This window comes from Micromonospora sp. NPDC003816, from assembly GCF_042874705.1.
Lineage (GTDB): Bacteria > Actinomycetota > Actinomycetes > Mycobacteriales > Micromonosporaceae > Micromonospora.
Genome location: NZ_JBIANP010000003.1, coordinates 697,032 through 718,786 on the forward strand (window position 1 = coordinate 697,032; position 21,755 = coordinate 718,786).

Below are 21,755 nucleotides of genomic sequence, written 5' to 3' on the forward strand. Positions count from 1 at the left end.
TCGATCATGTCCGATGCCGTCATGCCGGGCGTCAGCGGCGGGGTAGCACGCCGAGGAGGGTCGCGGTCAGTGCCAGCCTCAGGGAGTCCCGTAGCTCCATGTGGAAGCGGGCCAGGTCGGGTTCGGCCTGGTAGGCCGCCTCCAGGCTGGGCGGCGGTGTGCTGTACGCCGACAGCGCGCCGGCCATGACCATGGTCTGCAGGCTGAACAGCGTGGCGGTCTCGCCCAACTCCGGCAGACGCTTCTCGATCAGGGCGGTCATGGTGGCCAGGTGCGCCTTCGAGGCGCGCTTGTGGCGCAGGGCGACCTCGACGGAGACGTTGTGTTCCAGGACGGCGACCTGTGCGCCGAAGAGGTCGCAGAGCACCACTCGGGCGGCCAGTGAGCGGCTGAGGACCTCGGCCACCGCCGTCGCACGCTCGGCCATGGGCAGGTCGTCGTCGACCGAGTCGGCCAACTCGCCGGCCAGGTCGGCAAGCCACTCCTGGAGGTGGCGGTCCAGCAGTTCGAGCAGCACCGCCTCGCGGGACTCGAAGTAGCGCAGCACGTTCGGCTTCGCCAGACCCACCCGGCGACTCAGCTCGTTCAGGGTGACCGAGGCCACGGGCATCTCGTCGAGCATCGCCGACGCCGCGTCGAGGATCGCCCGTCGGCGGATCTCGCGCTGCTCCTCGGTCCGCGCCCGCTGGAAGGTCACGATCGCCAGCCTAGCTTAGGTACCTCCGGTACGTTGACAACGTACCGGAAGTACTTTAGCGTCGTCGCTACAAAGTACCTCCGGTACCTAAATCGATGGGGAGCCTCGCATGAGCGAGAAGTGGACGACGGCGAACATCCCGGACCAGCGCGGGCGGGTCGCCGTGGTGACCGGCGCCAACACCGGACTGGGGTACGAGACCGCGAAGGCGCTCGCCGAGCGTGGCGCGTCCGTGGTGCTCGCCGTACGCGACGTGACGAAGGGCCAGCAGGCCGCAGCACGGATCGCCGGGGACGTGACCGTGCAGGCACTGGACCTGACCTCGCTCGACTCCGTCCGGAGCGCAGCGGGGGAGCTACGGTCCCGACTCGACCGGATCGACCTGCTGATCAACAACGCTGGCGTGATGTACACCCCGAAGCAGACCACCCGCGACGGCTTCGAGCTGCAGTTCGGCACCAACCACCTCGGGCACTTCGCGCTCACCGGGCTGCTGCTGGACCTGATGCGGCCGGTGCCCGGCTCACGGGTGGTGACGGTCAGCAGTGTCGGCCACCGCATCCGGGCCGACATCCACTTCGACGACCTGCACTGGGAGCGGTCGTACGGCCGGGTCGCCGCCTACGGCCAGTCCAAGCTCGCCAACCTCCTGTTCACCTACGAGTTGCAGCGCCGGCTCGCCCCGCACGGCACCACCGTCGCGGTCGCCGCGCACCCCGGCATGTCCAGCACCGAACTCGCCCGCAACAGCCCGGCGGCACTCCGGCTCCCACTCACCTGGCTCGCCCCGCTGATCACCCAGTCACCGGCGATGGGCGCGCTGCCGACCCTGCGCGCCGCCACCGACCCCGCCGTGCTCGGCGGCCAGTACTACGGCCCCGGCGGACGCAACGAGGTCATGGGCCACCCCCGACTGGTCACCTCCAGCCCGAAGTCATACGAGGTGGCCGTCCAGAAGCGGCTCTGGGCCGTCTCCGAAGACCTCACCGGCGTCACGTTCCCGGCCGTCGAACCTCCGCAGAAGTCGCCCATCGTCGGCCTGCGCGCTGCCTGAGAACGGTCAGGAGTCGCGGGTGGCGTCCAGCGTCGGGGTGTGGATCTGGTCGCAGGCGGCGAGCAGCGTACCGAGACGGCGACGCGCGTCGGTCACCAGCGGATCGCCCTCGCGGCGCAGCACGCGTACCGCCGTCGCGGTGGCCTCGGCCGCCCAGACGGTGAGCTGCGCCGCGGCGAAGGCGTCGGCGATCGCCAGCAATCCGGCGCCGTCCTCGGCGGCGCAGGCCCGCGCGTGCCGGGCCAACAGCGGCGACAGGGTCCCGTCGGTACGCTCGGCCAGCTCGGAGAGGCGTTGGGCCACCGAACGCCGTGCGCCGTCGGCACAGGTCGGGCCGATCAGGGTGGCCGCCTGGCCCAGTCGGGTCAGGTCGTGCAGGGCCAGCACCTCGTACCCGGTCATCCCGTCGGAACGCAGCCGGTCGGCCAACGCGACCAGGTGCCTGACGGCGGCGGGTAGGTCGCCCGTGGCGGCGATCGTCCCGCCACGGGCCAACTCCAGCCAGGGATAGAACACCGCGATGCACGGGGAGTACGAACGGTCTGCCGCCGTCATCGCCGCGAGAGCCGTGGCGGCGTCCCCGCGCCAGGCCGCCACCTGCGCCCGCTCGCCGTGCGCGAGACTGCCGTAGAGCCGGCTGGTGGCCAGCATCGCGCCGGCCGTGTCGCTGAAGGTGACGGCCTGGTCGGTCCGCCCCCGGAGCCGTGCGGCGTAGGACTGGAGGACGGTCAGGAAGCCGCTGCCGAGCCGCAGGCCGCCGGAGCTGACCAGGTCGGCGAACTCGTCGGCGGCGATCGCGTCGATGCCGGCCAGGTCGCAGGTGAGCGCCAGCCGGGCGGCCCGGGTCGACTCCACCATCGCCTGGAGGTAGGGCACGTCTGCTCGCCAACCGGCGACGTCCGCCTCCACCTGGGCGACCGCGTCGGCGTTGCGGCGGAACAGACCGCGTGTCGCGTCGACGTAGGCGACCACGCACCGGGCCAGGCCACGGGCACCCGGACCGGACGCCGGGCGGGCCAGGACCGACTGGCTCAACCGCAGTGCTGCGGCGATCTCCATCCGGTGCATCCGCATGAGCGCCTCGAAGGCCCAGACCCGCGCCTGGTGGCCGGGATCCGTCAGCGTGACGGCCGCCTCGGCCAGGCTGTCGACGGTGGACTCCGCACCGAGGCTCCAGTACGTCACCATGCCCCGCACCGTCAGCCAACGGCTCCGACGCCGCTCGTCGACCAGATCGTCCCGGACCCGGTCGAGCACCTGGAGTGCCTCGTGGGGGCGCTCGCAGAGCATCAGGACGGTGGCGAGCAACTCGGCGGCGTCGTAACCACCACCGGCGTGCAGCGCCGCCTGCGCCAGTTGGACCGTCAGCGGTACGTCGTAGCGGGCGAACGCCTGCGCGGCACCGCCGAGCAGGAGGCGGGGATCCTGTGCGGAGCCCGCGCCGAGCCGCCACAGGGCGGCCCGCAGCAGGTCACCCGGGCGGCGGGCACCGGTGGCCTGCACCAACTCGGCCAGCTCGGTCTGCAACTGCCGCGTCCGGGCCGGCGGGCAGCGGCGGCGCAGCAGATCCCCGTACAGCGGATGCGTCAGCTGGACGTCGACCCGCCGGTCCCGCCGGACGATCGCGATCAGGCCGTGTTCCTCGGCCTGCCTGATGTCGTCGGCATGTGTCGCCGTGGTGAGCAGCCGCAGGCCGAGTTGCTCGCTCAGGGCGACCAACTCCACCACCTTGCGGACGCCGGGAGTGAGGTGGTCGATCCGGGTGCCGATCACGTCCGTCACGTCGAGCGGTCGCGTCGAGTCGCCGTTCCACTGCCACAGCCCGCCGGAACACGCCCACTCGCCACTGCCCGTCGTGCTGCGGAGCAACTCGTGGAGGAGCAGCGGGTTGCCGACCGACAGGCGGAGCATCCGGTCGATCGACCCCGTGTCAGCCGGCCCGCCGAGGACGTCCGCGAGCAACTCGGTGGTCTCGTCCCGGCCGAACGGGGTCAACTCGACGCGCTCGACCAGATCGTCGACGCAGAGGGGCCGCAGCGGCAACGGCACCTGCTCCCCGTCGTGCACCGTCCCGAGCAGGACGACGTCCTCCTGCCGGGCGAGCACGTGCACCAGTGCCGCCGACGGCGGGTCGAGCAGATGGGCGTCGTCGATGGTGAGCACGATCGCCCGGCCCATGGCCTGCTCGTGCACCGAGTCCACCACCCACCGCAGCACCCCGGCGGGGGTGAGCCCGGCCGGCTGCGCGACGGGCAGCACCTGGGCCAGACCGCCGAAGGGCAGGGCCGTACTCGGATGGCCGGCGGCGATGGGCAGGACGACGTACCGGCTCGCGGGAAGCTTCCCCACGGCCTCGCGCACCAGCCGACTCTTGCCGACACCGGCGTCGCCGCTGAAGAGGACGCCACGCCGGCCGATCCCTTCCACCACCGCTCGCAGGTGCGTGAGCTCACCGGTTCGGCCGACGAAACTTCCCCGATCCACCGAGGCATCGTATCGACGCGGACCCCGACCCGATGTCGCACACCGTGTGCGTCGAGATCGGATGACGTCGGCTACCCGCGAGTCGCGGCAGCCACTCTCGTTTGCATCCACCGTGCTCCGCGTGACGGTGAGCGGGCGTACGGATCAGCCGAACTGGTTAGGCTGACCGCCTTTAGGCTGGCCGGCGGAGGCATCGAGATGTGGCGGGTTCTGCTCGGGCTGGTGTTCGGCGTCCTGCTGATCGTGATCGGGACGGCCCTCGCCAGCGATTACCGCGGCGTTACGACGAAGCACGTGGACCTCTCGACGCGGTTTATCCGTCCGCTCAATCCTTTCCGGTCGTCTGACGACCGAATCGTCCGTCGCCGCGCTCGCTTCGTCCTGCTCGACAGGTTCATCGGTGCACTGATCGTGCTGGCCGGTGTGGGTGGGCTGGTGGCTGCCGTACACCTGCTGCTCGGTGAGTACCGCTAGCTCGGCGAAACGTCGCCCACGAGCCGGCCTCAGCTCTCGGGTCGGCCCGCGCTGATGATTTGGTGCGTACCTGTAGACCGGGCTCTACACTGGATGCAGCTAGAAGGGGAGTACCCCTCCGCTCGGTACCCGCCTAAGGCGCCAGCACAGGCAGCGCGCCCGGGGCCGAGAGCCCGGCAACGGGCTGGGGGAGACCTTCGGCCGACCTACCCTGGTCGAGCCGAGGTCGCTGAGACCCCATCGCTCGACCCGAGCGATGGGAGTGTCTTCGATGGGGATCACCATCGGGATCGTGGCCTGGGTCCTTGTGCCCGTACTAGCTCTTGTTGCCCGCGTCGTCATCGTGTTGATAGCTCTTCGCGGCACGAAGCCGAGCGAGCGCCCGGCAATCCTGCGGGCCCTGGCAGTTCTCCTGCCCTTGACTGGGCATACCGTTCCGAGGGACAACCACCGTGTCGAAGGGGGCGTCCGCACCCCTCGAAGCGGGGGGTGTCCCGGTCCCGACCAGGTCTCGTAGGGTGCGCTCACACGTACCTGGAGGAGTTGGGCTCGATGGGATCGAAGCGCAGGCGGGCCCGGGTGGGGCTGACGGCGGCGGCGGTGGCTGTCGTCGTACTCGGTGTCGGCATCGGCGCCGCCGGCGCGAGCGGCCGACAGCCCTGGTGGGGCCTCGGGCAGCAGGCCACGCCCACGCCCACGCCGAGCGTGACCCCGAGCGACGCCCCGACCTCCGATGCGTCGTCGGCCCTGGGCGCGCCGGTGAGCGCCGGGCCGACCACGGCGGCGCCGTCGGCGAGTACGTCCCCGAGCGTGCCCGCGACCACGCCGCCGCCCTCGCGGACCCCGTCGGCCTCCGGCAGCCCGGCCGCGTCCGCCCCGGCGACGACGACGCCGGCAAGTACGGGCAGCACTGCCGCGACGTGGGCGCCGCCGCCCGCCGATGCCGGGTTCGACTACCAGATCGGCGGGGTGTACGCGCCGCCGTCCGGCGTCACCGTGGTCAGCCGCGACCTGGAGGCGTCGCCGGCCGCCGGGCTGTACAACATCTGTTACGTCAACGCCTTCCAGGCGCAGCCGGGCGCGGAGTCGTGGTGGAAGACCAACCACCCGGACCTGCTGCTGCGGGACGCGCAGGGCAACCTCGTGGTCGACGAGGACTGGGACGAGCTGATGCTGGACTTCTCGACCGCCGCCAAGCGGACCGCGTTGACCACGATCGTGGGCGGGTGGATCGACCGGTGCGCCAGCAAGGGGTTCAAGGCGATCGAGCCGGACAACCTGGATTCGTTCACCCGGTCCAAGGGGCTGCTGACCGAGTCGCAGGCGGTCGCGTACGCGGCGTCGCTGAGCGCGTACGCGCACGGCAAGGGGTTGGCCGTGGCGCAGAAGAACCTCGCGGAGCTGAGCACCTCGAACGCCCGCAAGGCCGGGTTCGACTTCGCCGTCGCCGAGGAGTGCGGCACGTGGAACGAGTGTGACGCGTACACCCGCACCTACGGCGCCAACGTGATCGTGATCGAGTACACCGAGAGCGGCTTCACCAAGGCGTGCGGGTCGCACGGCAGTCGGCTCTCGATCGTGCTGCGCGACCTCGCCGTGTCGGCACCCGGTTCCCGCACGTACGTCCGCAAGGCGTGCTGAGCGGGGTCCTCAGCTTCCGGCCACCACCTGGATGACGCTCTCGCCACCGACCGCGTTCCCCTGGTCGGCCATGGAGCTGATCAGGTTGTAGTAGCCGGGGCCGGCGTCCGGGGCGATCGCGATGGTGCTGACCGGCCGCCGGTCGGGCGCGTCGGCGGGGCGTACCGGCTCGGCCGGGTAGGTGACCAGCCCGGGGACGGTGAGCGTGCCCATCGCGTGCGCGGTGAGCTGCTCGACCGACTCGAACGGGCCGATCAGGTGGGCGGTCAGCTCGACGCCGGGCCCGGGAGTCGGCGTGACCGGCGGGTCGTCGGGCGACTCGACGATCCAGTTCAGGGTGAAGGTCTGCCCCGGCTGGTACAGCTTCTCGACGTCTGCGGCCTCACAGCAGGAGTAGGTGACCGTCGACGCCACGACCTCCTCCACCGGGCTGGCCACGCAAGCGGCCAGGAGCGGAAGCAGGAGGGCCAGCGGCCACGCGCGGTAAGCCTTCATGCGCCGGATCGTATGCCCCGGTCGCAACCCCTGACCTCGACGTTCGTACCAGGAGCGGACGAGTCGGGGTCAATGGACGGGAAGTCGTCACTTCGGCCGTTCGCGGATGAAGCCGGTCCGCAGACCGACCGCCAGGAGGACCGCGCAGACGCCGACATGCAGGAGCGTCGGCAGCAGGGACTCCTGCCAGGAGTCACGAAAGGCCCTATTGACCAACAGCACGAGCGGTAGGGAAGCGAGCAGGGCGAGGAACATCCGCAGGGGGTACGGCCACCGTCTCATGACAGGTTCGTACCCGTGTAGCGCCCCTTCGATGTCTTGCACGGCTCGGCCGCCGCCGGGGTCGGCGGCGGCCTGCCGTCGTCGTCTGTGGTGCTGGTCGGGTCAGCCGTTGTCGATCAGGCCGGCGATCTCGTTGTAGATCAGGTGCGCTTTCGCGCCCTGGTTGGAGGGGCAGCCGCCGAGGTGGTGCAGGGCGATCACCCGGTGGCTGCTGTTCAGCACCGGCGAGCCGGAGTTGCCGCCGGAGGTGTCGCAGCTGTAGCTGATGTTCCAGGTGTTGTAGTTCGCGTTCCGGACGGTGCAGCGTGCGCCGTTCTGGGCGTCCTCGAAGATGGACAGGCGCTTCGGGCTGCCGTCACCGTGGCCGGGGATGTACATCTGGGTGCCGGTGGTGGTGGCGGTCGTCGCCAGGTAGAGCGTGCCGAAGCCCTGGATGGCCGCGAAGTTGTTCACCGAGAACAGGGCGTAGTCGAGCTGGTTGGAACCGCCGCTGCTGACCCGGTAGAGCGTGGCGCCGCTGACCTTGGTGCCGGCGCCGGGGTTGGCACCGCCGCAGGTGCCGCACTGGTAGTTGAACTGCATCTCGCTGCCGCTGACCGCCGACTGCGTCGAGAAGCAGTGCTTGTTGGTCAGCATCCGGTTGGTGTTGCCGACCCGCCAGGTGGTGCACATGCCGCCGCCGCTGATCAGCAGGCGGGCCACGGCGTTGCCCCGGGCGAACTCGGTCGGGTGGCTGTTCTGGTAGCAGACCACGTCGCGGCGGGCGTCGGTGCTGCACACGGACTGGGTGGAGAAGTTGTGCGCGGCGATCTCGGTGCGGTCGTAGCCGCGCCAGAACCGGTCGATGGTGGCGGCGCTACTCCGGGTGGCGCGGGTGCTGTGCAGCGTCACCACCGCGGTGTCGCCCTCGACGGACATGGCCCAGAAGCCCGGCCGCCCGTCGGTGGTGTAGTCCGCGCCGGTCGCCCGGTTCAGGTGCCGGTCGTACCGGTAGCTCTCCCGGCCGTCGGGGCTGGAGACGGTGACGTACTCGCCGGGGCCGAGTCGCAGCGAGGCGAAGTGCACCTTGACGTAGGTGGCGCCGGGGTGGTGGATGACCTGGGTCCGGCCGTCACGGGCGTACGACAGCGCGCTGTCGACGGTGCGCAGCTCGCCGACGGTCGTCACGCCCTCGGCCACGAACTGGTCGGACTCGGGGGCGCGCTCGGACTGCGGCGCGAGAGGTGGCGCCGAGTACGCCTCGGCGGGTGCCGACAGCAGGCTCAGCCCGAGCGTGCAGGCGCTGAGCATGACCGCCAGCGTGCGCAGACGGCGCGGGGCGTGTGTCATCGTCGCTCCTCCCAGGAGACCGGAACCTTAACGATTGCTCAGTCTTCATACACGAGCTGCGGCAACACATGCAAGGTCGTCAATATCTTCTCGATGTCGACGGGCGCGTCGTCAGACCGTCCCGGACAGGTAGTCCTTCCGTCGCTGCGGCGGGAACTTCTCGATCGCGTACCGCAGCATGACCCTCGGCATCGCCCGGTAGTGGCGGGCCAGGAACTCCTCCTCCGCCGCCGCGTCCCGGTTGCCCACCTCGCGCAGCATCCATCCGACCGCCTTGTGTACCAGGTCGTGCGGGTCGCGCAGGAGTCGCTCGGCGAGCCGGAACGTCCACGCGAAGTCGTCGGCCTTGATGAACGCGAGAGTGGCCATCACGGCGATCCGCCGGTCCCAGACCAGGGGTGATCCGGCCAGCCGGTCCAGGACGTCGCGGTCCTTGTCGAGCAGCCACGGCCCGAGGACGTACGGCGCGCAGGAGTCCACCAGGTCCCAGTTGTTCAGGTGGCCGGTGTGCGTCAGGACCAGCTCGACGATCCGACCGCGTTCCGGCTCGTCGGCCCTGCCGAACTTGCGCACCAGGATGAAGATCGCGGTCAGCCGCTCCTCGTGCACGTCGCCGCTGAGCAGCGTGGCGGTGTCGGCCAGGGCGAGTCCGCGCCAGTGCCGACCGGCGACCCGGCGCTGCTGCGGCACGGTGACCCCGATGGCGCGGTCGCCCTCGCCGTACCCACCCGGGAACATCTGGAGGTACCGGCTCACACCGGCGGCGCGGGCCGGGTCGGCGAGTTGGGCGAGGTCGTGCCGGACGTCGGCGGCGGTGGTGGCCATGACTCGGCAACCTACCGCGAGCGGTGTCCGGTGTGGTCGTGGCGCGTAGTCGTGGCGCGGCGACGTTTCGAATCCGTCACGCAGTTCTGTCGGGCGTTGCGGGAAAGTACTGGGTAGGTGAATTCCAAGAATGCGTCGCCCTGTGACGTCCACCATGTTGACAGTTTCCGGTGGCGCTCGATTCACGTCGCTTCACGAGTCGATTCACGTCCTCCGTTTCGGCAGTGACCTCGCTATTCACGTCGGTGTGCCGGAATGGGATCACACGTGGTTCTGGATCATTGTTGGCCGACGCTGTCCGAACGGTATTGTCGCTGACACTTTCCGGTAACCCCGCACCTCGGCGGATTCGCTAACTTCAGCGTCGCCCGGCAGGGGGCCGGGAAAGTAATCGGGGAGAGGGCGCATGCGCAGAAAACTGATCCGGCAATTACTCGCCGGTATCGCGGTGGGGGCGTTGCTGGTGCCGGTCGTGGTGTCGCCGGCCTCGGCGGCACCCGTGTCGCAGGTGCAGTCGTCGCAGGTGCGGTGGGAGCCCTGTGAGCAGGATGGCGCTGCCCTGTGTGGCACGCTCGACGTGCCGGTGAACTGGGCCGATCCGTCCGGACCGACGATCGAGTTGGCGCTGGCCAAACGGCCGGCGACCGACCCTGAGGCGCGGCGCGGATCGCTGCTGGTGAACCCGGGTGGTCCGGGTGGGTCGGGCGTGGACTCCGCGTTGTGGGCGACCTACGGCGACGAATTGCGTCGTCATTTCGACATCATCGGTTTCGACCCGCGTGGAGTGGCCCGCAGCGCGCCTGTCATGTGCGCGGTCGACAAGATCTCGGCGTTGCCGGCGGGCGCCATCCGGACGTCCGCCGACTTTACCCGAATGGTCACCGCGAGTCGGGCGCTGGCCGACGACTGCCGCTCCCGGAGCGGGCCGGTATTCGATCACGTGAACACGCTCCAGGTGATCCGGGACATCGACGCGATCCGGGTCGCCGTGGGTGACCCGCAGTTGAATTTCCTCGGAATGTCGTACGGCACGCTGATGGCCCAGCAGTACGCCGAACTGTTCCCCACCCGGGTACGCGCCATCGTCGCCGACAGCACCATGGACCACAGCCTGGACGCCCGGGGTTTCGCGGTCACCCAGGCGGCCACCGGGCAGGACTCGTTCAACGAGTTCGTGGCCGGCTGCTCCCGGTTGCCCCAGTGCGCGCTGCACGGGCGGGACATCCGTGCATTCTGGCGGCGGCTGCTCGACCGTGCCGGACGGGGTGAACTGCCGGACCCGGACGACCACAGCTACAAGATCACCAAGCGGGATCTGGTCAACTTCGTGCTGGGCAACGTGAACTACCAGCCGTACTGGCTCGACATCGCCGCCGAACTGGAGCGGGTCGACGCCGGCCGTCCCTGGGGCGTACCGGCGGCCCGCCAGTCGACCGAGGAGCAGCCGCCGACCGTGGTGCCCTTCGCGTACCAGGCGGTGCTCTGCGAGGACTGGAACCTCGGAGCGCAGAACATCGGGCAGTGGCGGTCGATCGTCGACGCGGCCCAGCTCGCCTCGCCGGACCTGCCGGACCTTCCCCGGGCGGCCATCGGTGCCATCTGCCTCGGCTGGCCCAGCACGGCGGACAACCCACAGCGGCCGGTCGCCCCGACCAACCAGGCCAAGCTCCTCTTCGTCAACTCGTTGCACGACCCGGCGACCGGCTACAACTGGGCGCTCGGTGCCACCGCACAGTTCGGTGACCACGCCGAGTTGCTCACCTACGAGGGCTGGGGGCACATCGTCTACGGCCGGGTGGCCTGCGCCGACGAGGCGATCGAGGCGTACCTGATCGACCTCGTGGTGCCGGCGGACGGTACGCGGTGCGCGGCAGCACCGCCGCCGGGCACCGAGTCCGACCAGGCCCGGGGCCGGTCTGCGGGTCCGTCAGCCGAGGTACCGCCCCTGGCGCCGCTGCGCGGCACACCGGCGCTGCCGACCTGGCTCTTCTGACGTAAGGAGGGGTCCCCTGCTAACGCCTCGTGCATAGCAGGGGACCCCTCCTAACATCCGTCAGCGGTGCAGGTGCCGCCGCCAGTCGCGGGGGACCCGGTCGGTGGGGCCGGGCACGCCCTGGTCGAGAGGGCGGTGAGCGGGGGCGGCAAGTTCCGGACCCTGCTCGTACATCGTCTCCGCGGTGTAGTCCCAGAACCATGCCTCGCCCGGCTCGTAACTGCGGACGACATTGTGGCCGGTTGCGGCGGCGTGGGCGCTGGCGTGCTGGCTCGGCGACGAGTCGCAGCAGCCGACCTGCCCGCACCGGGCGCAGCGCCGCAGGTGGACCCACCAGCCCGGTGGGTCCGCGGCCTCGCAGTCGGCGCATCCCGGGCCGCTGGGTGGGACCGAGGGGTCGATGCCGTCCATGGGTTTCCTCCGTGAGAAGTGTCGGGTGCGGCGGGTCAGGCCCGGCTCGTGGCCAGATGCGGGACGTCGCGCAGGCTGAGCGCGACGGGCGGCGGCAGGGGGCCGTCGCCGGCGAAGGCCGTCAGCAGGTACGCGACGAGCCGCCGGGAGGCGGCCAGCGCCGCGTCGGCGGTGTCGGCGACGATGCCGCCGTTGGCCATGAGCAGCAGGACGAGGTCGTCCTCGCTGAAGTCGGGGCGCAGCCGCCCGGCGGCCTTGGCCCGTCGGGCCAGTTCGGCGAACCCCCGCAGGCCGCGTTCGCGTTCCCGGTCGAGGTCGACGGCACGGGGCAGCGACGCGACGACGGCCGCGCTGAAGCCCCGGTCGACGGCCTGCATGGCGCACACCTTCTCGACCAGGGTGCAGAAGCCGCGCCACGGGTCGGGGTCGGCCAGGGCCTCGTCGACCACCGACACGCAGGCCGCGAACTGGTCGGCGAAGACCTCGGCGACCAGCGACTCCTTGGTGGGGAACCGACGGTAGAGCGTGGCGACGCCGACCCCGGCACGGCGGGCGATCGCGGCCATCGGCACGTCGAGCCCGCGTTCGGCGAACAGTGCGCGGGCGACCTCGACGATCCGGTCGCGGTTCTGTCGTGCGTCGGCGCGCAGCCCGACCGTGGTCGGCATCCGAGAGGCGCTCCCACTCATCCTTCTCACTTTAGCCTAAGCGGATGGTGCTCTCCGCTTGAGCTGTTAGTTTGGCGGGCACCGAGATCGCTGGAGGTATGGTGCGCTACCGAATTGCCCTGCCCGTCAGAACCGTGGCGCGGGTGAACGCCTGTGCGCTGACCCTGCGCTCCTCGCGCCGATGGGGTCGCCTGGTCGGCAGGTATCTGACCGTCATGACGTACACCGGACGTCGTTCGGGACGCACCTTCAGCACCCCGGTGGGATACCGGCGTACCGGCGACACGGTGACGATCCCGGTGGGCCTCGCCGACGCCAAGAAGTGGTGGCGCAACTTCCTCGGTGAGGGCGGCCCGATCACGCTGAACCTGGACGGCGTGGACCGCACCGGCCACGCGGTCGCCCGACGCGACGGGAAGGGCCGGGTCACCGTCACCGTCCGCCTCGACGGCTGACCCCGACCGATCGCGACCGCCGGACCTCGCCCCGCGCCGCCCGGCGGCCGGAGATGTTAGGAAGGGTCCCCTGCTATACGCGAGGCGTTAGCAGGGGGCCCTTCCTTACACCCGGTCCAGGAAGGCGGCCAGGCCGTCCAGGACCCGGGTGACGTCGCTGTCGTCGTTGTACGGGGCGAGGCCGAGCCGGAGCGCGTGCTCGTCGTCCAGGCCGAGGCGACGGAACGGCTCGTACGCGTAGAAGGAGCCCGCCGGGGCCAGGACGTCGTGGTCGAGCAGGAAGCGGTAGGCGTCGCGGGTCTTGCGGCCGGGCAGCGTGACCAGCAGCGTCGGGGTGCGGTCGGCGGCCCGGGAGTGGACCACCACGTCCGATCCCAGGTCCGCCAGTCCCTCCTCGATCCGCTGCCGCAGGCGGGTCTCGTGCGCGTCGACGGCGTGCAGCGAGGCGCGCAGCCGCTCCCGCCGGGACGTGTTCGCCGGGTCGTCACCGGGGACGATGTCGGCGAGGAACTCGACGGCGGCGGTGGCACCGTCCAGCATCTCGTACGGCAGGGTGCCGAGTTCGAAGCGCTCGGGCACCACGTCGGTGGCCGGGATCAGCTTGTCCGGTCGCAGCGTCTCCAGCAGAGCCGGGTCGGCGGCGAGCACACCGCAGTGCGGTCCGAGGAACTTGTACGGGGAGCAGACGTAGAAGTCGGCACCGAGTGCCGGTACGTCGACGAACTGGTGGGCGGCGTGGTGCACGCCGTCGACGAAGACCAGTGCGCCGACCGCGTGCGCGGCGTCGGCGATCGCCCGGACGTCGGGTCGGGTGCCGAGCAGGTTCGACGCGCCCGTGACGGCGACCAGGCGGGTCCGCTCGGTGATGGCGGCGGCCACCGAGGCGGGGTCGAGTTCGGCGGTGGTCGGGTCGAGGTCGATCCAGCGCACCTCGGCACCGGCCCGTTCGGCGGCCAGCACCCACGGTCGGACGTTGGCGTCGTGGTCGAGGCGGGTCACCACCACCTCGTCACCGGGACCCCAGTCCCGGGCGAGCGTCCGGGAGAAGTCGAAGGTCAGCTGGGTGGCGCTGCGTCCGTACACGATCCCGGCGGCGGGTACGCCCAGCAGGTCGGCGTAGGCGAGCCGGAACGCGCCGACGGCGGCGTCCGCGTTGGTCTCCGACAGTGCGCCGGTGCCCCGGTTGGAGATCGGGGCCGTCATCGTGGCGGCGACGGCGTCGGCGACCGACCGGGGCGTCTGGGTGCCGCCCGGGCCGTCGAAGTGCGCGATGCCCGAGGCCAGCGAGGGGAAGTGGGCACGGAGCGCGGCGACGTCGAATCCGGTCGGTCCGGCGGATGCGGGGGAGGTCATCTCGGTCTCCTGGCGGTCGAGCGGGTGGTCCGGCGCCGGTGCGGGGCGTGGCGCCTGCAACATAGTGCAGGCCGGTGGAGTTCGGCAGGATGGGCACGTGGACATCGAGCCGGTCGACTGCGCGCCCGAGCAGGCTTTCCGGCGTCCGCTGGACCTGGACGACGATCTGGTCACCGCAGCCGGTCTGCCCCGGCCGATCGGGCCGCCGGCCAGCGTGCTCTATTCGCCCGGTGTCGCGGTGCGGTTCGGTGCGTCGGTCACGCTGCGTCGGCCCGCCGGTCGGTGAGCGTACGCGGGGGCGGCGGGGGCGGCGACGGTCCCTCCGGCGCGGCTAGGCTGACCGACGACAGTGGTCCTAATCAGACTGAGGGTGCGAACGTGGTGGACGGTGCGACGGTGACCGGCGGCGAACAGGACAGGCCCACTCTGGACACCGGAGTGCCGCAGACCGCGCGGATCTGGAACTACCTGCTCGGCGGCAAGGACAACTTCGCCGCCGATCGCGAGGTCGGCGACCAGATCATCGCCAACCTGCCGCAGCTCGCGCAGAACGCCCGGCTGTCCCGGGCGTACCTGGCCCGGGCGGTGCGCTACCTGGCCGGCACGGCGGGTGTCCGGCAGTTCCTGGACGTGGGCACCGGCCTGCCGACCGCCGACAACACGCACGAGGTGGCGCAGTCCGTCGCCCCGGAGGCGCGCATCGTGTACGTCGACAACGATCCGCTCGTGCTGGCGCACGCCCGTGCCCTGCTGGTCGGCACCCCCGAGGGCGCCACCGACTACGTCGACGCGGACCTGCGCGACCCGGACCGGATCCTGCACGAGGCGGCCCGGACGCTGGACCTGGACCAGCCGGTCGCCGTGATGCTGATGGGCATCCTCGGTCACGTCGAGTCCGACGAGGAGGCGAAGTCGATCATTCGCGGACTCGTCGACCGTCTGCCCTCCGGCAGCTACCTCGCGATGTACGACGGCAGCGACACCAGCGAGGCGGTCACCGAGGCAGTCAGGATCTGGAACGTCTCCGCCAACCCCCGATACCACCTGCGCAGCCCGGAGCGGATCGCCGGACTGTTCGAGGGCCTGGAACTCGTCGAGCCGGGCGTGGTGTCGGTGACCCGCTGGCGTCCCGACGGCGACCCGGCCGAGCTGCCCGAGGAGATCGACCAGTACTGCGCCGTCGGCCGTAAGCGCTGACCGGGGCGGCGGCAGTAATCAGTCGTCGGGCATCTAGCTGGCGGGCCATCTCGTTGGTACTGTCGCCCGATGCCGACGGATTTCGAAGCTGAGGGCGTCGACCGTACCCGCCTGGGTCGGCTGCTCGCGCGGGAGCGGTCCACGTTCGTGGACCGCCACCCCCGCTCGGCCGCCGCGTACGCCGACGCCGGGCACCTGTTCGGCAAGGTCCCGATGACCTGGATGAACAAGAACGCGGCCGGCTTCCCGGTCTATCTGGACCGGGCTCGCGGGGCCCGGGTCACCGACGTCGACGGCAACGAGTACGTCGACTTCTGCCTCGGCGACACCGGGGCGATGGCCGGGCACTCCCCGGCGCCGGTGGTCGAGGCGGTCACCCGACGTCTGGCCGATCTCGGCGGGGCGGCCACCATGCTGCCCACCGAGGAGGCGGCGTCGGTCGGTGCCGAGCTGACCCGTCGCTTCGGGCTGCCCGCCTGGAGTTTCACGCTCACCGCCACCGACGCCAACCGGTGGGCCATCCGGCTGTTGCGCGCCGTCACCGGCCGTTCGCGCATCCTGGTCAACAGCTACTGCTACCACGGATCGGTGGACGAGTCGCTGATCGTGGTCGGGCCGGACGGGCGGCCCCGCAGCCGGGCGGGCAACGTCGGTGCCCCCTGCGACGTGACCACCACCAGCCGCGTCGCCGAGTTCAACGACCTGGACGGGCTGGCCCGCGAACTCGCCCACGGCGACGTGGCCGCCGTGCTGATGGAGCCGGCGCTGACCAACATCGGCATCGTGCTGCCGGAGCCCGGCTACCTCGACGGGGTGCGGGCGCTCACCCGGCAGCACGGGACCTACCTGGTCAACGACGAGACGCACACGTTCTCCGCCGGGCCGGGAGGCGCGACGGCCGCCTGGGACCTGACGCCGGACGTGGTCACCATCGGCAAGGCCATCGGCGGTGGGATCCCGGTCGGCGCGTACGGCCTCTCGGCCGAGCTGGCCGCCGACCTGACCGCCCGGACGGACCTCGACCTGGTCGACATGGGCGGCGTCGGCGGCACGCTGGCCGGCAACCCGGTGTCGGTCGCGGCCACCCTGGCCACCCTGCGCGAGGTGCTCACCGACGAGGCGTTCGCCGGCATGGCCGAGACGGCGGCCCGCTTCGCCGAGGGGGTGGGCGCGCTGTTCGCCGAGTACGCGTTGCCGTGGTCGGTGAGCCGGCTCGGCGCGCGGGTGGAGTACCGCTTCGTCGACCCGGCCCCGCGTACCGGCACCGAGTCGGCCCGGTGCGCCGACGCCGACCTGGAGGACTACCTGCACGTCTATCTGCTCAACCGGGGGATCCTGATGACCCCGTTCCACAACATGGCGCTGATGTGTCCGCAGACCACGGTGGAGGACGTACGCCGCCACCACGAGGTCTTCGGCGACGCGTTGGGCGAGCTGGTGGGGTGACCGATCGGGTGGGAACAGTCGAAACCTATTGACTCTCGATAGGTAGCGAGTGATAGTCGATGCATGCTGGTGACGCGTTGGGCGGTGGCCGCCCTCAGAGTCTTCCTCGTGGTGCTGTTCGGGATCCTGGTCGTGTTCCAGACCCTCTCGCTGCCGGGGCAGTTCGCCCATATGGCGCAGGAGTCACCGGAACAGGCGTACCTGCGGTGGCCGTTGACCGCCGTCACGGTGTTCTGGGTGCTCTGCGTCCAGGTGGTGGTCGTCTGCACCTGGAAGTTGCTCACCCTGGTCAAGAACGACCGCATCTTCAGCCCGGCCGCGCTGGTCTGGGTGGACGTGATCGTATGGGCCGTCGCCGCCGCCTGGGTGGTGCTGGTGGCCGTCTTCCTCTACGTAGGATTCAGGGCCGACGACCCCGGAGTCCCGTTCCTGCTGCTCCTGCTCTCGACCGGCGTCGCCGTGCTGGGGCTGCTGATGGTGGTGCTGCGCGCGCTGCTGCGCCAGGCCACCACGCTGCGGACCGACATGGAAGCGGTGATCTGATGCCCATCGTGGTGCGCATCGACGTCCAGCTCGCCAAGCGCAAGATGAGCGTCGGTGAGTTCGCCGAGCGGGTGGGGCTCACGCCGGCGAACGTGGCGGTGCTCAAGAACGGCCGGGCCAAGGCCGTCCGGTTCAGCACCCTGGAGGCGATGTGCCGGGTGCTCGACTGCCAACCCGGTGACCTGCTGGAATGGGTCGAGGAGTGAACCCTGCGGGGCCCGGCCGTCGCGCCGGGCCCCGCGAGGTGCGGCCTCAGTAGCCGTAACGGCTCTTGAGATGCCGCCACCAGTCCCGGAACATCCAGGCGTCGAACTCGGTGATCGAGCTGGCGCTGCCGGCCCGCATCAGGAACCCGCCGACTCCACTGGGCGTCCAGTCGTAGAAGTCGTCGAGGCCGAAGGTGTGGCCTATCTCGTGCAGCAGGATGTGCATGTTCTCGGCGTTCAGGTTGTTCATGTAGTACTCGCGACCCATGCGTTGGCCCCAGTCGCCGCCGGCACCGCCGCCGAACCCGTCGGTCAGCCACAGCGACTGGTCGTAGTGACGGGCCACCCCGCCGGGGCAGTTCGGGTACTGCCCACCCTGGTTGAAGAAGCGACCGCACGCGGGCGCGCACTGCGGGGCGTTCTCGCGGATGTCGTTGACGTAGACGTCGACGCTGGTGTCGGTCCACTGGAGCTGACTGCGGTTGCGGACGGCCCAGCCGACCACCTTGATCGGCACCTGCTGGTACGGCCAGGCGTTGTGCCCGACCATCACGTCCATCCACTTCTTGTACTGCCGGGCGAGGGTGGCGTGGATCTGGTCGCGCTGGGCGGCCGTGACGGTGGCGCCGGAGTCCCAGCGGACACAGAAGTTCAGTGCTCCACGGTTGGCCATGACCTGGTCCCAGCCGTAGTTGCGGAACCCGTACGGGTTGCCGTTGTTGTAGGTCTGCTCCACGTGCTGCCACACCTGGTTGAGCGGGTTCACCAGGTGCGCGGGCGGATTCCAGCCGCTGGTCGGCGGGGGCGTGGTCGGGCTCGGTGCCGGGGTCGTCGGGGCGGGCGTGGTCGGTGCCGGGGTGCCGGGCGTGCCGGTGCAGGTGACGCCGTTGAGGGCGAACGTGGTCGGTGCCGGGTTGCTGCCGCTCCACGACCCGTTGAAGCCGAACGATGTGGCGGCGCCGGTGCCGAGGGCACTGTTGTGGCCGACGCTGGTCGCGTCGACCCGGCTTCCGCTCTGCGTCACGGTGGCGTTCCACGCCTGGGTGACGCTCTGCCCGGCGCCGTACGTCCAGGTCACCGTCCAGCCGTTGAGCGGGTCGCCGAGGTTGGTGGCGGTGACCTCGGCACCGAACCCGCCGGACCACTGGTTGGTGACCCGGTAGTCGACCCGGCAGCCCGGCGCGGCGGCCTGCGCACCGGTCACTGCCAGGGTGGCTCCACCGGTGAAGGCCAGGGTGGCGACGACCGCCACACCGAGCCGTGGTCCTGTTCGGGGTGATCTCATAGGTGCTCCTCCCGGTGTCGGAGACGCCGTCGGTGGACACACCGACAGCGATAGATTGGCGTCGATGTAAACTAAATGGTGGCAGGTGGGAGGTCTGGTTGGGCTGACCGGTGTTCGCAAACCCTGCCGTATTCGGCCCCGGGCTATTGCCGAAATGGTTTTCGTGGACGAAGCTGGCCCGCTTGGTCCTCTGCGGGGTGCCGGAGCGGGCCTGATTGCCGAAATCCCGTGATCTCTGCGATCGGTTTTAGCCGGAGATCTCCTGGGAGGGATTGCCGAAATGGTTTTCGAGGTTCATTGTCGGAGATCAGACCACCGGGGTCCTCGCGCGTACGCGGGCCATCGGTCCCGGCGGCACGGGCGACGCGACGGGGACCTCTGGGCAGGGGAGAGCAGGCGATGATCGAGAAGAGCGGCGGGTCACGGATGGGCGCGGCGAACAGTGGGGCCGGCGCCGGGCGGTCCAGCGGTCGATCGATCATGCGTGACGTCGCGGCGCGGGCGGGGGTGTCGGCGCAGACGGTCTCCCGGGTCATCAACGGCCACCCGTACGTCGCCGACGACACCCGCCAGCGGGTGCTGGCGGCGATGCGGGAGCTGGACTACCAGCGCAACCCGGCGGCCCGCGCCCTGGTCACCCGGCGTTCCGGCACGCTCGGGATCATCGGCTACGAGAGCCCGCTGTACGGGCCGACCTCGATGCTCTACGCCATTGAGGGCGCGGCCCGATCCGCCGGCTACTTCGTCAGCGTCGCCAGTGTGCGACACCTGGACCGGCGGTCGGTGCTCGACGCCGCGGACTGGTTGCGTCGGCAGTCGGTCGAGGGACTCATCGCCATCGCGCCCAAACCCGCCATGGCCGGGGCGCTGGCCGAGGCGGCTGGCGGGCTGGCGGCGGTGACCGTCGGCGGTGGATGCAGCGACGAGATCGCCAGCGCGCAGATCGACAACGTGGCGGGTGCCCGACTCGCCACCCGACACCTGCTCGACCTCGGCCACGCCACCGTGCACCACGTGTCCGGCCCGGAGGACTGGCCCGAGGCGGACGAACGGATCCGTGGCTGGCGGGAGGCCCTGCGGGCCGCCGGTGCGCCGGTGCCGGCCGTCGTCCCCGGCGACTGGAGTGCCAGCACCGGCTACCAGCAGGGGGAGCGGCTGGCCGCCGACCCCGACGTCACCGCCGTCTTCTGCGCCAGCGACCAACTCGCCCTCGGCGTGCTGCGGGCGTTGCACGAGGCGGGCCGCCGGGTGCCGGAGGACGTCAGCGTGGTCGGCTTCGACGGCACGCCGGACGGGGCGCACTTCCTGCCGCCGCTGACGTCGGTGCGGCAGGACTTCGCCGAACTGGGCCGGCGCAGCCTGGGACTGCTGCTGGCGCAGCTCGACCCGGCCGGGCAGACGCCGGCGCGCCGACGCGACCTGCTGGTGCCGGAACTGGTCAGCCGGCGCAGCGCGGCGGCCCCGTGCGGCGTCGGCCGACCGCTGCGCGCGCTGCGACCGGCCAGCCTGATCGGTTAGCCCGGCCGAGGAGGGTCCTCCCGGCCCGGTGGGTCGTCGGCTCCGGCGACACCCGCCCGGCTCAGCGGTGCACCGCCGGTCCGGTCGACTCGCGGACGACGAGGCGGCCGGGTTGGCGGATGACGCCACTGCCGGGATTGCCGTCCAGGGCGGCGTAGAGGTGCTTGACCGCGGTCGCGCCGAGCCGTTCCAGGTTGAGGTCCACCGTGGTCAGCGGTGGTCGGCAGTCGGCGGCGAAGAACTCCCAGTTGTCGTAGCCGACGATCGCCACGTCGTCCGGGATGCGTCGCCCGAGGTCACGCAGTGTGTCGGCGGCTCCGGCGGCGAGCTGGTCGTTGCCGCAGAAGATCGCGTCCACGTCCGGGCGGGCCGCCAGCAGCAGTCGGGTGGCGTGCCGGCCCCACCGCTGCGACCACTCGCCGAACAGCGGGTCCCCGGCGGGATCGAGGCCCGCCTCGGTGAGCACCGTCCGCAGCCCGGCCGCCCGGTCCCGGGCCGACCGGTAACCGTCCGGGCCGGTGATGTGCCCGATCCGCCGTCGTCCGTGCAGCACCAGGTGCTCGGCGGCGAGCCGGGCGCCGCCCTCGTCGTCGGCGATCACCGACAGGTCCCGGGGGTCGGTCGACTCGGCGTAGGCGTAGACCACCGGAACCGGGATGTCCTGCGTCAGCGAGGGACCCACCTCGTTGCTGTCGCCGACCACGATGAACCCGTCGACCTGCCGCGCCAGCAGCGTACGGATGTAGTGCTGGCGCCGGATCGCGTCACCCCGTGCGTCGCAGAGCAGCACCGACATCTGCTCGTTGCCGAGGGCGTTCTCGGCACCGAGCAGGATGGACATGGCGAACCGGCCGCCGAGTTCGTCGGTGAGCAGCCCCACGGTGCGGGTGCGGCCGTTGATCAGCCCGGAGGCCAGCGCGTTGGGCTGGAAGGAGAGCTCGTCGGCCGCGCGCAGCACGCGTTCCCGGGTCGCCTGGGCCACCTCGGCGCGTCCGTTGAGCGCCTTGGACGCGGTCGCGACCGAGACGCCGGCCCGGCTGGCCACGTCACTCAGCGTCACTGACTGTGATCGTCGTCGACCCACCGAAAGCCTTTCGCAAGAGTTTCAGGATGGCCGGCAGGTGGTCGCCGCCCCCGTATGACGGGCAAGCGTAGAGCGCAGGGTGCATGTAAGGGAAGGTGAAGCCCACACCGAAACGGGTTCAGGTTTTACCCATCAGACATCTTGCCGAAACCGTTTTCGTGGGACACGCTAGCGGCGGAAAGTGATACCGACCACCTCGGCGGCGGTGCGGCTCGCCGTGCCGGTCCCGTCGGACCCGGCGGGAGGCGACACCGATGAGGACGGACGAGGCATCGCCCACGAAGACGGTGCGGACCGCGTCGTCGTCACCGGTCC

The 21,755-nt window shown here is 70.9% G+C and carries 22 protein-coding genes; 11 read left to right on the plus strand and 11 right to left on the minus strand.

The window, feature by feature from the left end:
• Nucleotides 1–31 precede the first annotated feature (31 nt).
• Nucleotides 32–697 carry a TetR/AcrR family transcriptional regulator gene (locus ACFYTT_RS14050; protein WP_176093853.1) on the minus strand — a complete coding sequence of 222 codons (666 nt, stop codon included), beginning with the start codon at nt 695–697 and terminating at the stop codon, nt 32–34.
• A gap of 109 nt (nt 698–806) precedes the next feature.
• Here ACFYTT_RS14050 and ACFYTT_RS14055 point away from each other — a divergent pair, with 109 nt between their 5' ends.
• On the plus strand, nt 807–1,751 hold the full coding sequence (locus tag ACFYTT_RS14055) for an SDR family NAD(P)-dependent oxidoreductase (protein WP_387259326.1): 945 nt from the start codon (nt 807–809) through the stop codon (nt 1,749–1,751).
• Between the two features lie 6 nt (nt 1,752–1,757).
• Here the strand turns inward: ACFYTT_RS14055 and ACFYTT_RS14060 are convergent, their stop codons facing one another.
• Nucleotides 1,758–4,235, minus strand: coding sequence for an AAA family ATPase (locus ACFYTT_RS14060; RefSeq protein WP_387259328.1), 2,478 nt, complete (start codon nt 4,233–4,235; stop codon nt 1,758–1,760).
• Between the two features lie 198 nt (nt 4,236–4,433).
• Between ACFYTT_RS14060 and ACFYTT_RS14065 the strand changes: the two genes are divergently transcribed.
• Nucleotides 4,434–4,709 (plus strand): hypothetical protein, encoded by a 276-nt coding sequence (locus ACFYTT_RS14065; protein ID WP_131051227.1) that lies wholly within the window; start codon nt 4,434–4,436, stop codon nt 4,707–4,709.
• Between the two features lie 747 nt (nt 4,710–5,456).
• The gene (locus tag ACFYTT_RS14070) at nt 5,457–6,350 is read left to right on the plus strand and encodes an endo alpha-1,4 polygalactosaminidase (protein ID WP_387259772.1); all 894 of its coding nucleotides are present in this window, start codon (nt 5,457–5,459) and stop codon (nt 6,348–6,350) included.
• A 9-nt stretch (nt 6,351–6,359) separates the two neighbouring features.
• Here ACFYTT_RS14070 and ACFYTT_RS14075 read toward each other — a convergent pair whose 3' ends face one another.
• The 4 genes from ACFYTT_RS14075 to ACFYTT_RS14090 form a co-directional block, all read right to left on the minus strand.
• The gene (locus ACFYTT_RS14075; protein ID WP_236145554.1) at nt 6,360–6,845 is read right to left on the minus strand and encodes a hypothetical protein; all 486 of its coding nucleotides are present in this window, start codon (nt 6,843–6,845) and stop codon (nt 6,360–6,362) included.
• Nucleotides 6,846–6,932: 87 nt separating this feature from the next.
• Nucleotides 6,933–7,127: a hypothetical protein gene (locus ACFYTT_RS14080; protein ID WP_131051229.1), complete on the minus strand. Its 195-nt coding sequence runs from the start codon at nt 7,125–7,127 to the stop codon at nt 6,933–6,935.
• A 102-nt stretch (nt 7,128–7,229) separates the two neighbouring features.
• Entirely contained in the window at nt 7,230–8,456 is a 1,227-nt protein-coding gene (locus ACFYTT_RS14085; protein WP_131051230.1) for a serine protease, read from the minus strand.
• A 111-nt stretch (nt 8,457–8,567) separates the two neighbouring features.
• A complete protein-coding gene (locus ACFYTT_RS14090) occupies nt 8,568–9,281 on the minus strand; it encodes a DNA alkylation repair protein (RefSeq protein WP_387259332.1) in 714 nt (237 codons plus the stop codon).
• Nucleotides 9,282–9,687: 406 nt separating this feature from the next.
• On the opposite strand from ACFYTT_RS14090, the gene ACFYTT_RS14095 reads away from it, so the two are divergent.
• Nucleotides 9,688–11,274, plus strand: coding sequence for an alpha/beta fold hydrolase (locus tag ACFYTT_RS14095; protein ID WP_387259333.1), 1,587 nt, complete (start codon nt 9,688–9,690; stop codon nt 11,272–11,274).
• 60 nt (nt 11,275–11,334) lie between these two features.
• Here the strand turns inward: ACFYTT_RS14095 and ACFYTT_RS14100 are convergent, their stop codons facing one another.
• Both ACFYTT_RS14100 and ACFYTT_RS14105 read right to left on the minus strand, forming a co-directional pair.
• Nucleotides 11,335–11,685 carry a UBP-type zinc finger domain-containing protein gene (locus ACFYTT_RS14100; protein WP_387259336.1) on the minus strand — a complete coding sequence of 117 codons (351 nt, stop codon included), beginning with the start codon at nt 11,683–11,685 and terminating at the stop codon, nt 11,335–11,337.
• Nucleotides 11,686–11,720: 35 nt separating this feature from the next.
• Nucleotides 11,721–12,374: a TetR/AcrR family transcriptional regulator gene (locus ACFYTT_RS14105; RefSeq protein ID WP_387259338.1), complete on the minus strand. Its 654-nt coding sequence runs from the start codon at nt 12,372–12,374 to the stop codon at nt 11,721–11,723.
• Nucleotides 12,375–12,496: 122 nt separating this feature from the next.
• Between ACFYTT_RS14105 and ACFYTT_RS14110 the strand changes: the two genes are divergently transcribed.
• Nucleotides 12,497–12,808, plus strand: coding sequence for a nitroreductase/quinone reductase family protein (locus ACFYTT_RS14110; protein ID WP_254876838.1), 312 nt, complete (start codon nt 12,497–12,499; stop codon nt 12,806–12,808).
• Between the two features lie 105 nt (nt 12,809–12,913).
• Here the strand turns inward: ACFYTT_RS14110 and ACFYTT_RS14115 are convergent, their stop codons facing one another.
• Entirely contained in the window at nt 12,914–14,161 is a 1,248-nt protein-coding gene (locus ACFYTT_RS14115) for a cysteine desulfurase-like protein (protein WP_176093862.1), read from the minus strand.
• A 97-nt stretch (nt 14,162–14,258) separates the two neighbouring features.
• Between ACFYTT_RS14115 and ACFYTT_RS14120 the strand changes: the two genes are divergently transcribed.
• The 5 genes from ACFYTT_RS14120 (at nt 14,259) to ACFYTT_RS14140 (ending at nt 17,553) form a co-directional block, all read left to right on the plus strand.
• Nucleotides 14,259–14,447, plus strand: coding sequence for a hypothetical protein (locus tag ACFYTT_RS14120; RefSeq protein WP_387259343.1), 189 nt, complete (start codon nt 14,259–14,261; stop codon nt 14,445–14,447).
• A 95-nt stretch (nt 14,448–14,542) separates the two neighbouring features.
• Nucleotides 14,543–15,358: an SAM-dependent methyltransferase gene (locus tag ACFYTT_RS14125; RefSeq protein WP_254877058.1), complete on the plus strand. Its 816-nt coding sequence runs from the start codon at nt 14,543–14,545 to the stop codon at nt 15,356–15,358.
• Between the two features lie 69 nt (nt 15,359–15,427).
• Nucleotides 15,428–16,804 carry a transaminase gene (locus tag ACFYTT_RS14130; RefSeq protein ID WP_387259345.1) on the plus strand — a complete coding sequence of 459 codons (1,377 nt, stop codon included), beginning with the start codon at nt 15,428–15,430 and terminating at the stop codon, nt 16,802–16,804.
• Between the two features lie 63 nt (nt 16,805–16,867).
• A complete protein-coding gene (locus ACFYTT_RS14135) occupies nt 16,868–17,347 on the plus strand; it encodes a DUF2975 domain-containing protein (RefSeq protein ID WP_131051237.1) in 480 nt (159 codons plus the stop codon).
• Entirely contained in the window at nt 17,347–17,553 is a 207-nt protein-coding gene (locus ACFYTT_RS14140; RefSeq protein ID WP_076472788.1) for a helix-turn-helix transcriptional regulator, read from the plus strand. Before ACFYTT_RS14135 ends, ACFYTT_RS14140 begins: the two co-directional genes overlap by 1 nt.
• Before the next feature lie 46 nt (nt 17,554–17,599).
• Here ACFYTT_RS14140 and ACFYTT_RS14145 read toward each other — a convergent pair whose 3' ends face one another.
• Nucleotides 17,600–18,838 (minus strand): cellulose-binding domain-containing protein, encoded by a 1,239-nt coding sequence (locus ACFYTT_RS14145; protein WP_176093864.1) that lies wholly within the window; start codon nt 18,836–18,838, stop codon nt 17,600–17,602.
• Between the two features lie 399 nt (nt 18,839–19,237).
• Between ACFYTT_RS14145 and ACFYTT_RS14150 the strand changes: the two genes are divergently transcribed.
• Nucleotides 19,238–20,356, plus strand: a complete 1,119-nt coding sequence (locus ACFYTT_RS14150; RefSeq protein WP_368660262.1) for a LacI family DNA-binding transcriptional regulator — start codon at nt 19,238–19,240, stop codon at nt 20,354–20,356.
• Nucleotides 20,357–20,417: 61 nt separating this feature from the next.
• On the opposite strand, the gene ACFYTT_RS14155 is transcribed toward ACFYTT_RS14150, so the two are convergent.
• Nucleotides 20,418–21,440 (minus strand): LacI family DNA-binding transcriptional regulator, encoded by a 1,023-nt coding sequence (locus tag ACFYTT_RS14155; RefSeq protein ID WP_131052002.1) that lies wholly within the window; start codon nt 21,438–21,440, stop codon nt 20,418–20,420.
• Between the last annotated feature and the right edge of the window lie 315 nt (nt 21,441–21,755).

Excerpts from the sequence above, each read along its gene's own strand:
- ACFYTT_RS14100 (WP_387259336.1), bottom strand. The coding sequence starts at position 11,685 with ATGGACGGCATCGACCCCTCGGTCCCACCCAGCGGCCCGGGATGCGCC.
- ACFYTT_RS14150 (WP_368660262.1), top strand. The coding sequence starts at position 19,238 with ATGATCGAGAAGAGCGGCGGGTCACGGATGGGCGCGGCGAACAGTGGG.
- ACFYTT_RS14105 (WP_387259338.1), bottom strand. The coding sequence starts at position 12,374 with ATGAGTGGGAGCGCCTCTCGGATGCCGACCACGGTCGGGCTGCGCGCC.
- ACFYTT_RS14085 (WP_131051230.1), bottom strand. The coding sequence starts at position 8,456 with ATGACACACGCCCCGCGCCGTCTGCGCACGCTGGCGGTCATGCTCAGC.
- ACFYTT_RS14140 (WP_076472788.1), top strand. The coding sequence starts at position 17,347 with ATGCCCATCGTGGTGCGCATCGACGTCCAGCTCGCCAAGCGCAAGATG.
- ACFYTT_RS14075 (WP_236145554.1), bottom strand. The coding sequence starts at position 6,845 with ATGAAGGCTTACCGCGCGTGGCCGCTGGCCCTCCTGCTTCCGCTCCTG.
- ACFYTT_RS14115 (WP_176093862.1), bottom strand. The coding sequence starts at position 14,161 with ATGACCTCCCCCGCATCCGCCGGACCGACCGGATTCGACGTCGCCGCG.
- ACFYTT_RS14130 (WP_387259345.1), top strand. The coding sequence starts at position 15,428 with ATGCCGACGGATTTCGAAGCTGAGGGCGTCGACCGTACCCGCCTGGGT.
- ACFYTT_RS14055 (WP_387259326.1), top strand. The coding sequence starts at position 807 with ATGAGCGAGAAGTGGACGACGGCGAACATCCCGGACCAGCGCGGGCGG.
- ACFYTT_RS14090 (WP_387259332.1), bottom strand. The coding sequence starts at position 9,281 with ATGGCCACCACCGCCGCCGACGTCCGGCACGACCTCGCCCAACTCGCC.
- ACFYTT_RS14065 (WP_131051227.1), top strand. The coding sequence starts at position 4,434 with ATGTGGCGGGTTCTGCTCGGGCTGGTGTTCGGCGTCCTGCTGATCGTG.
- ACFYTT_RS14145 (WP_176093864.1), bottom strand. The coding sequence starts at position 18,838 with ATGAGATCACCCCGAACAGGACCACGGCTCGGTGTGGCGGTCGTCGCC.
- ACFYTT_RS14080 (WP_131051229.1), bottom strand. The coding sequence starts at position 7,127 with ATGAGACGGTGGCCGTACCCCCTGCGGATGTTCCTCGCCCTGCTCGCT.
- ACFYTT_RS14135 (WP_131051237.1), top strand. The coding sequence starts at position 16,868 with ATGCTGGTGACGCGTTGGGCGGTGGCCGCCCTCAGAGTCTTCCTCGTG.
- ACFYTT_RS14095 (WP_387259333.1), top strand. The coding sequence starts at position 9,688 with ATGCGCAGAAAACTGATCCGGCAATTACTCGCCGGTATCGCGGTGGGG.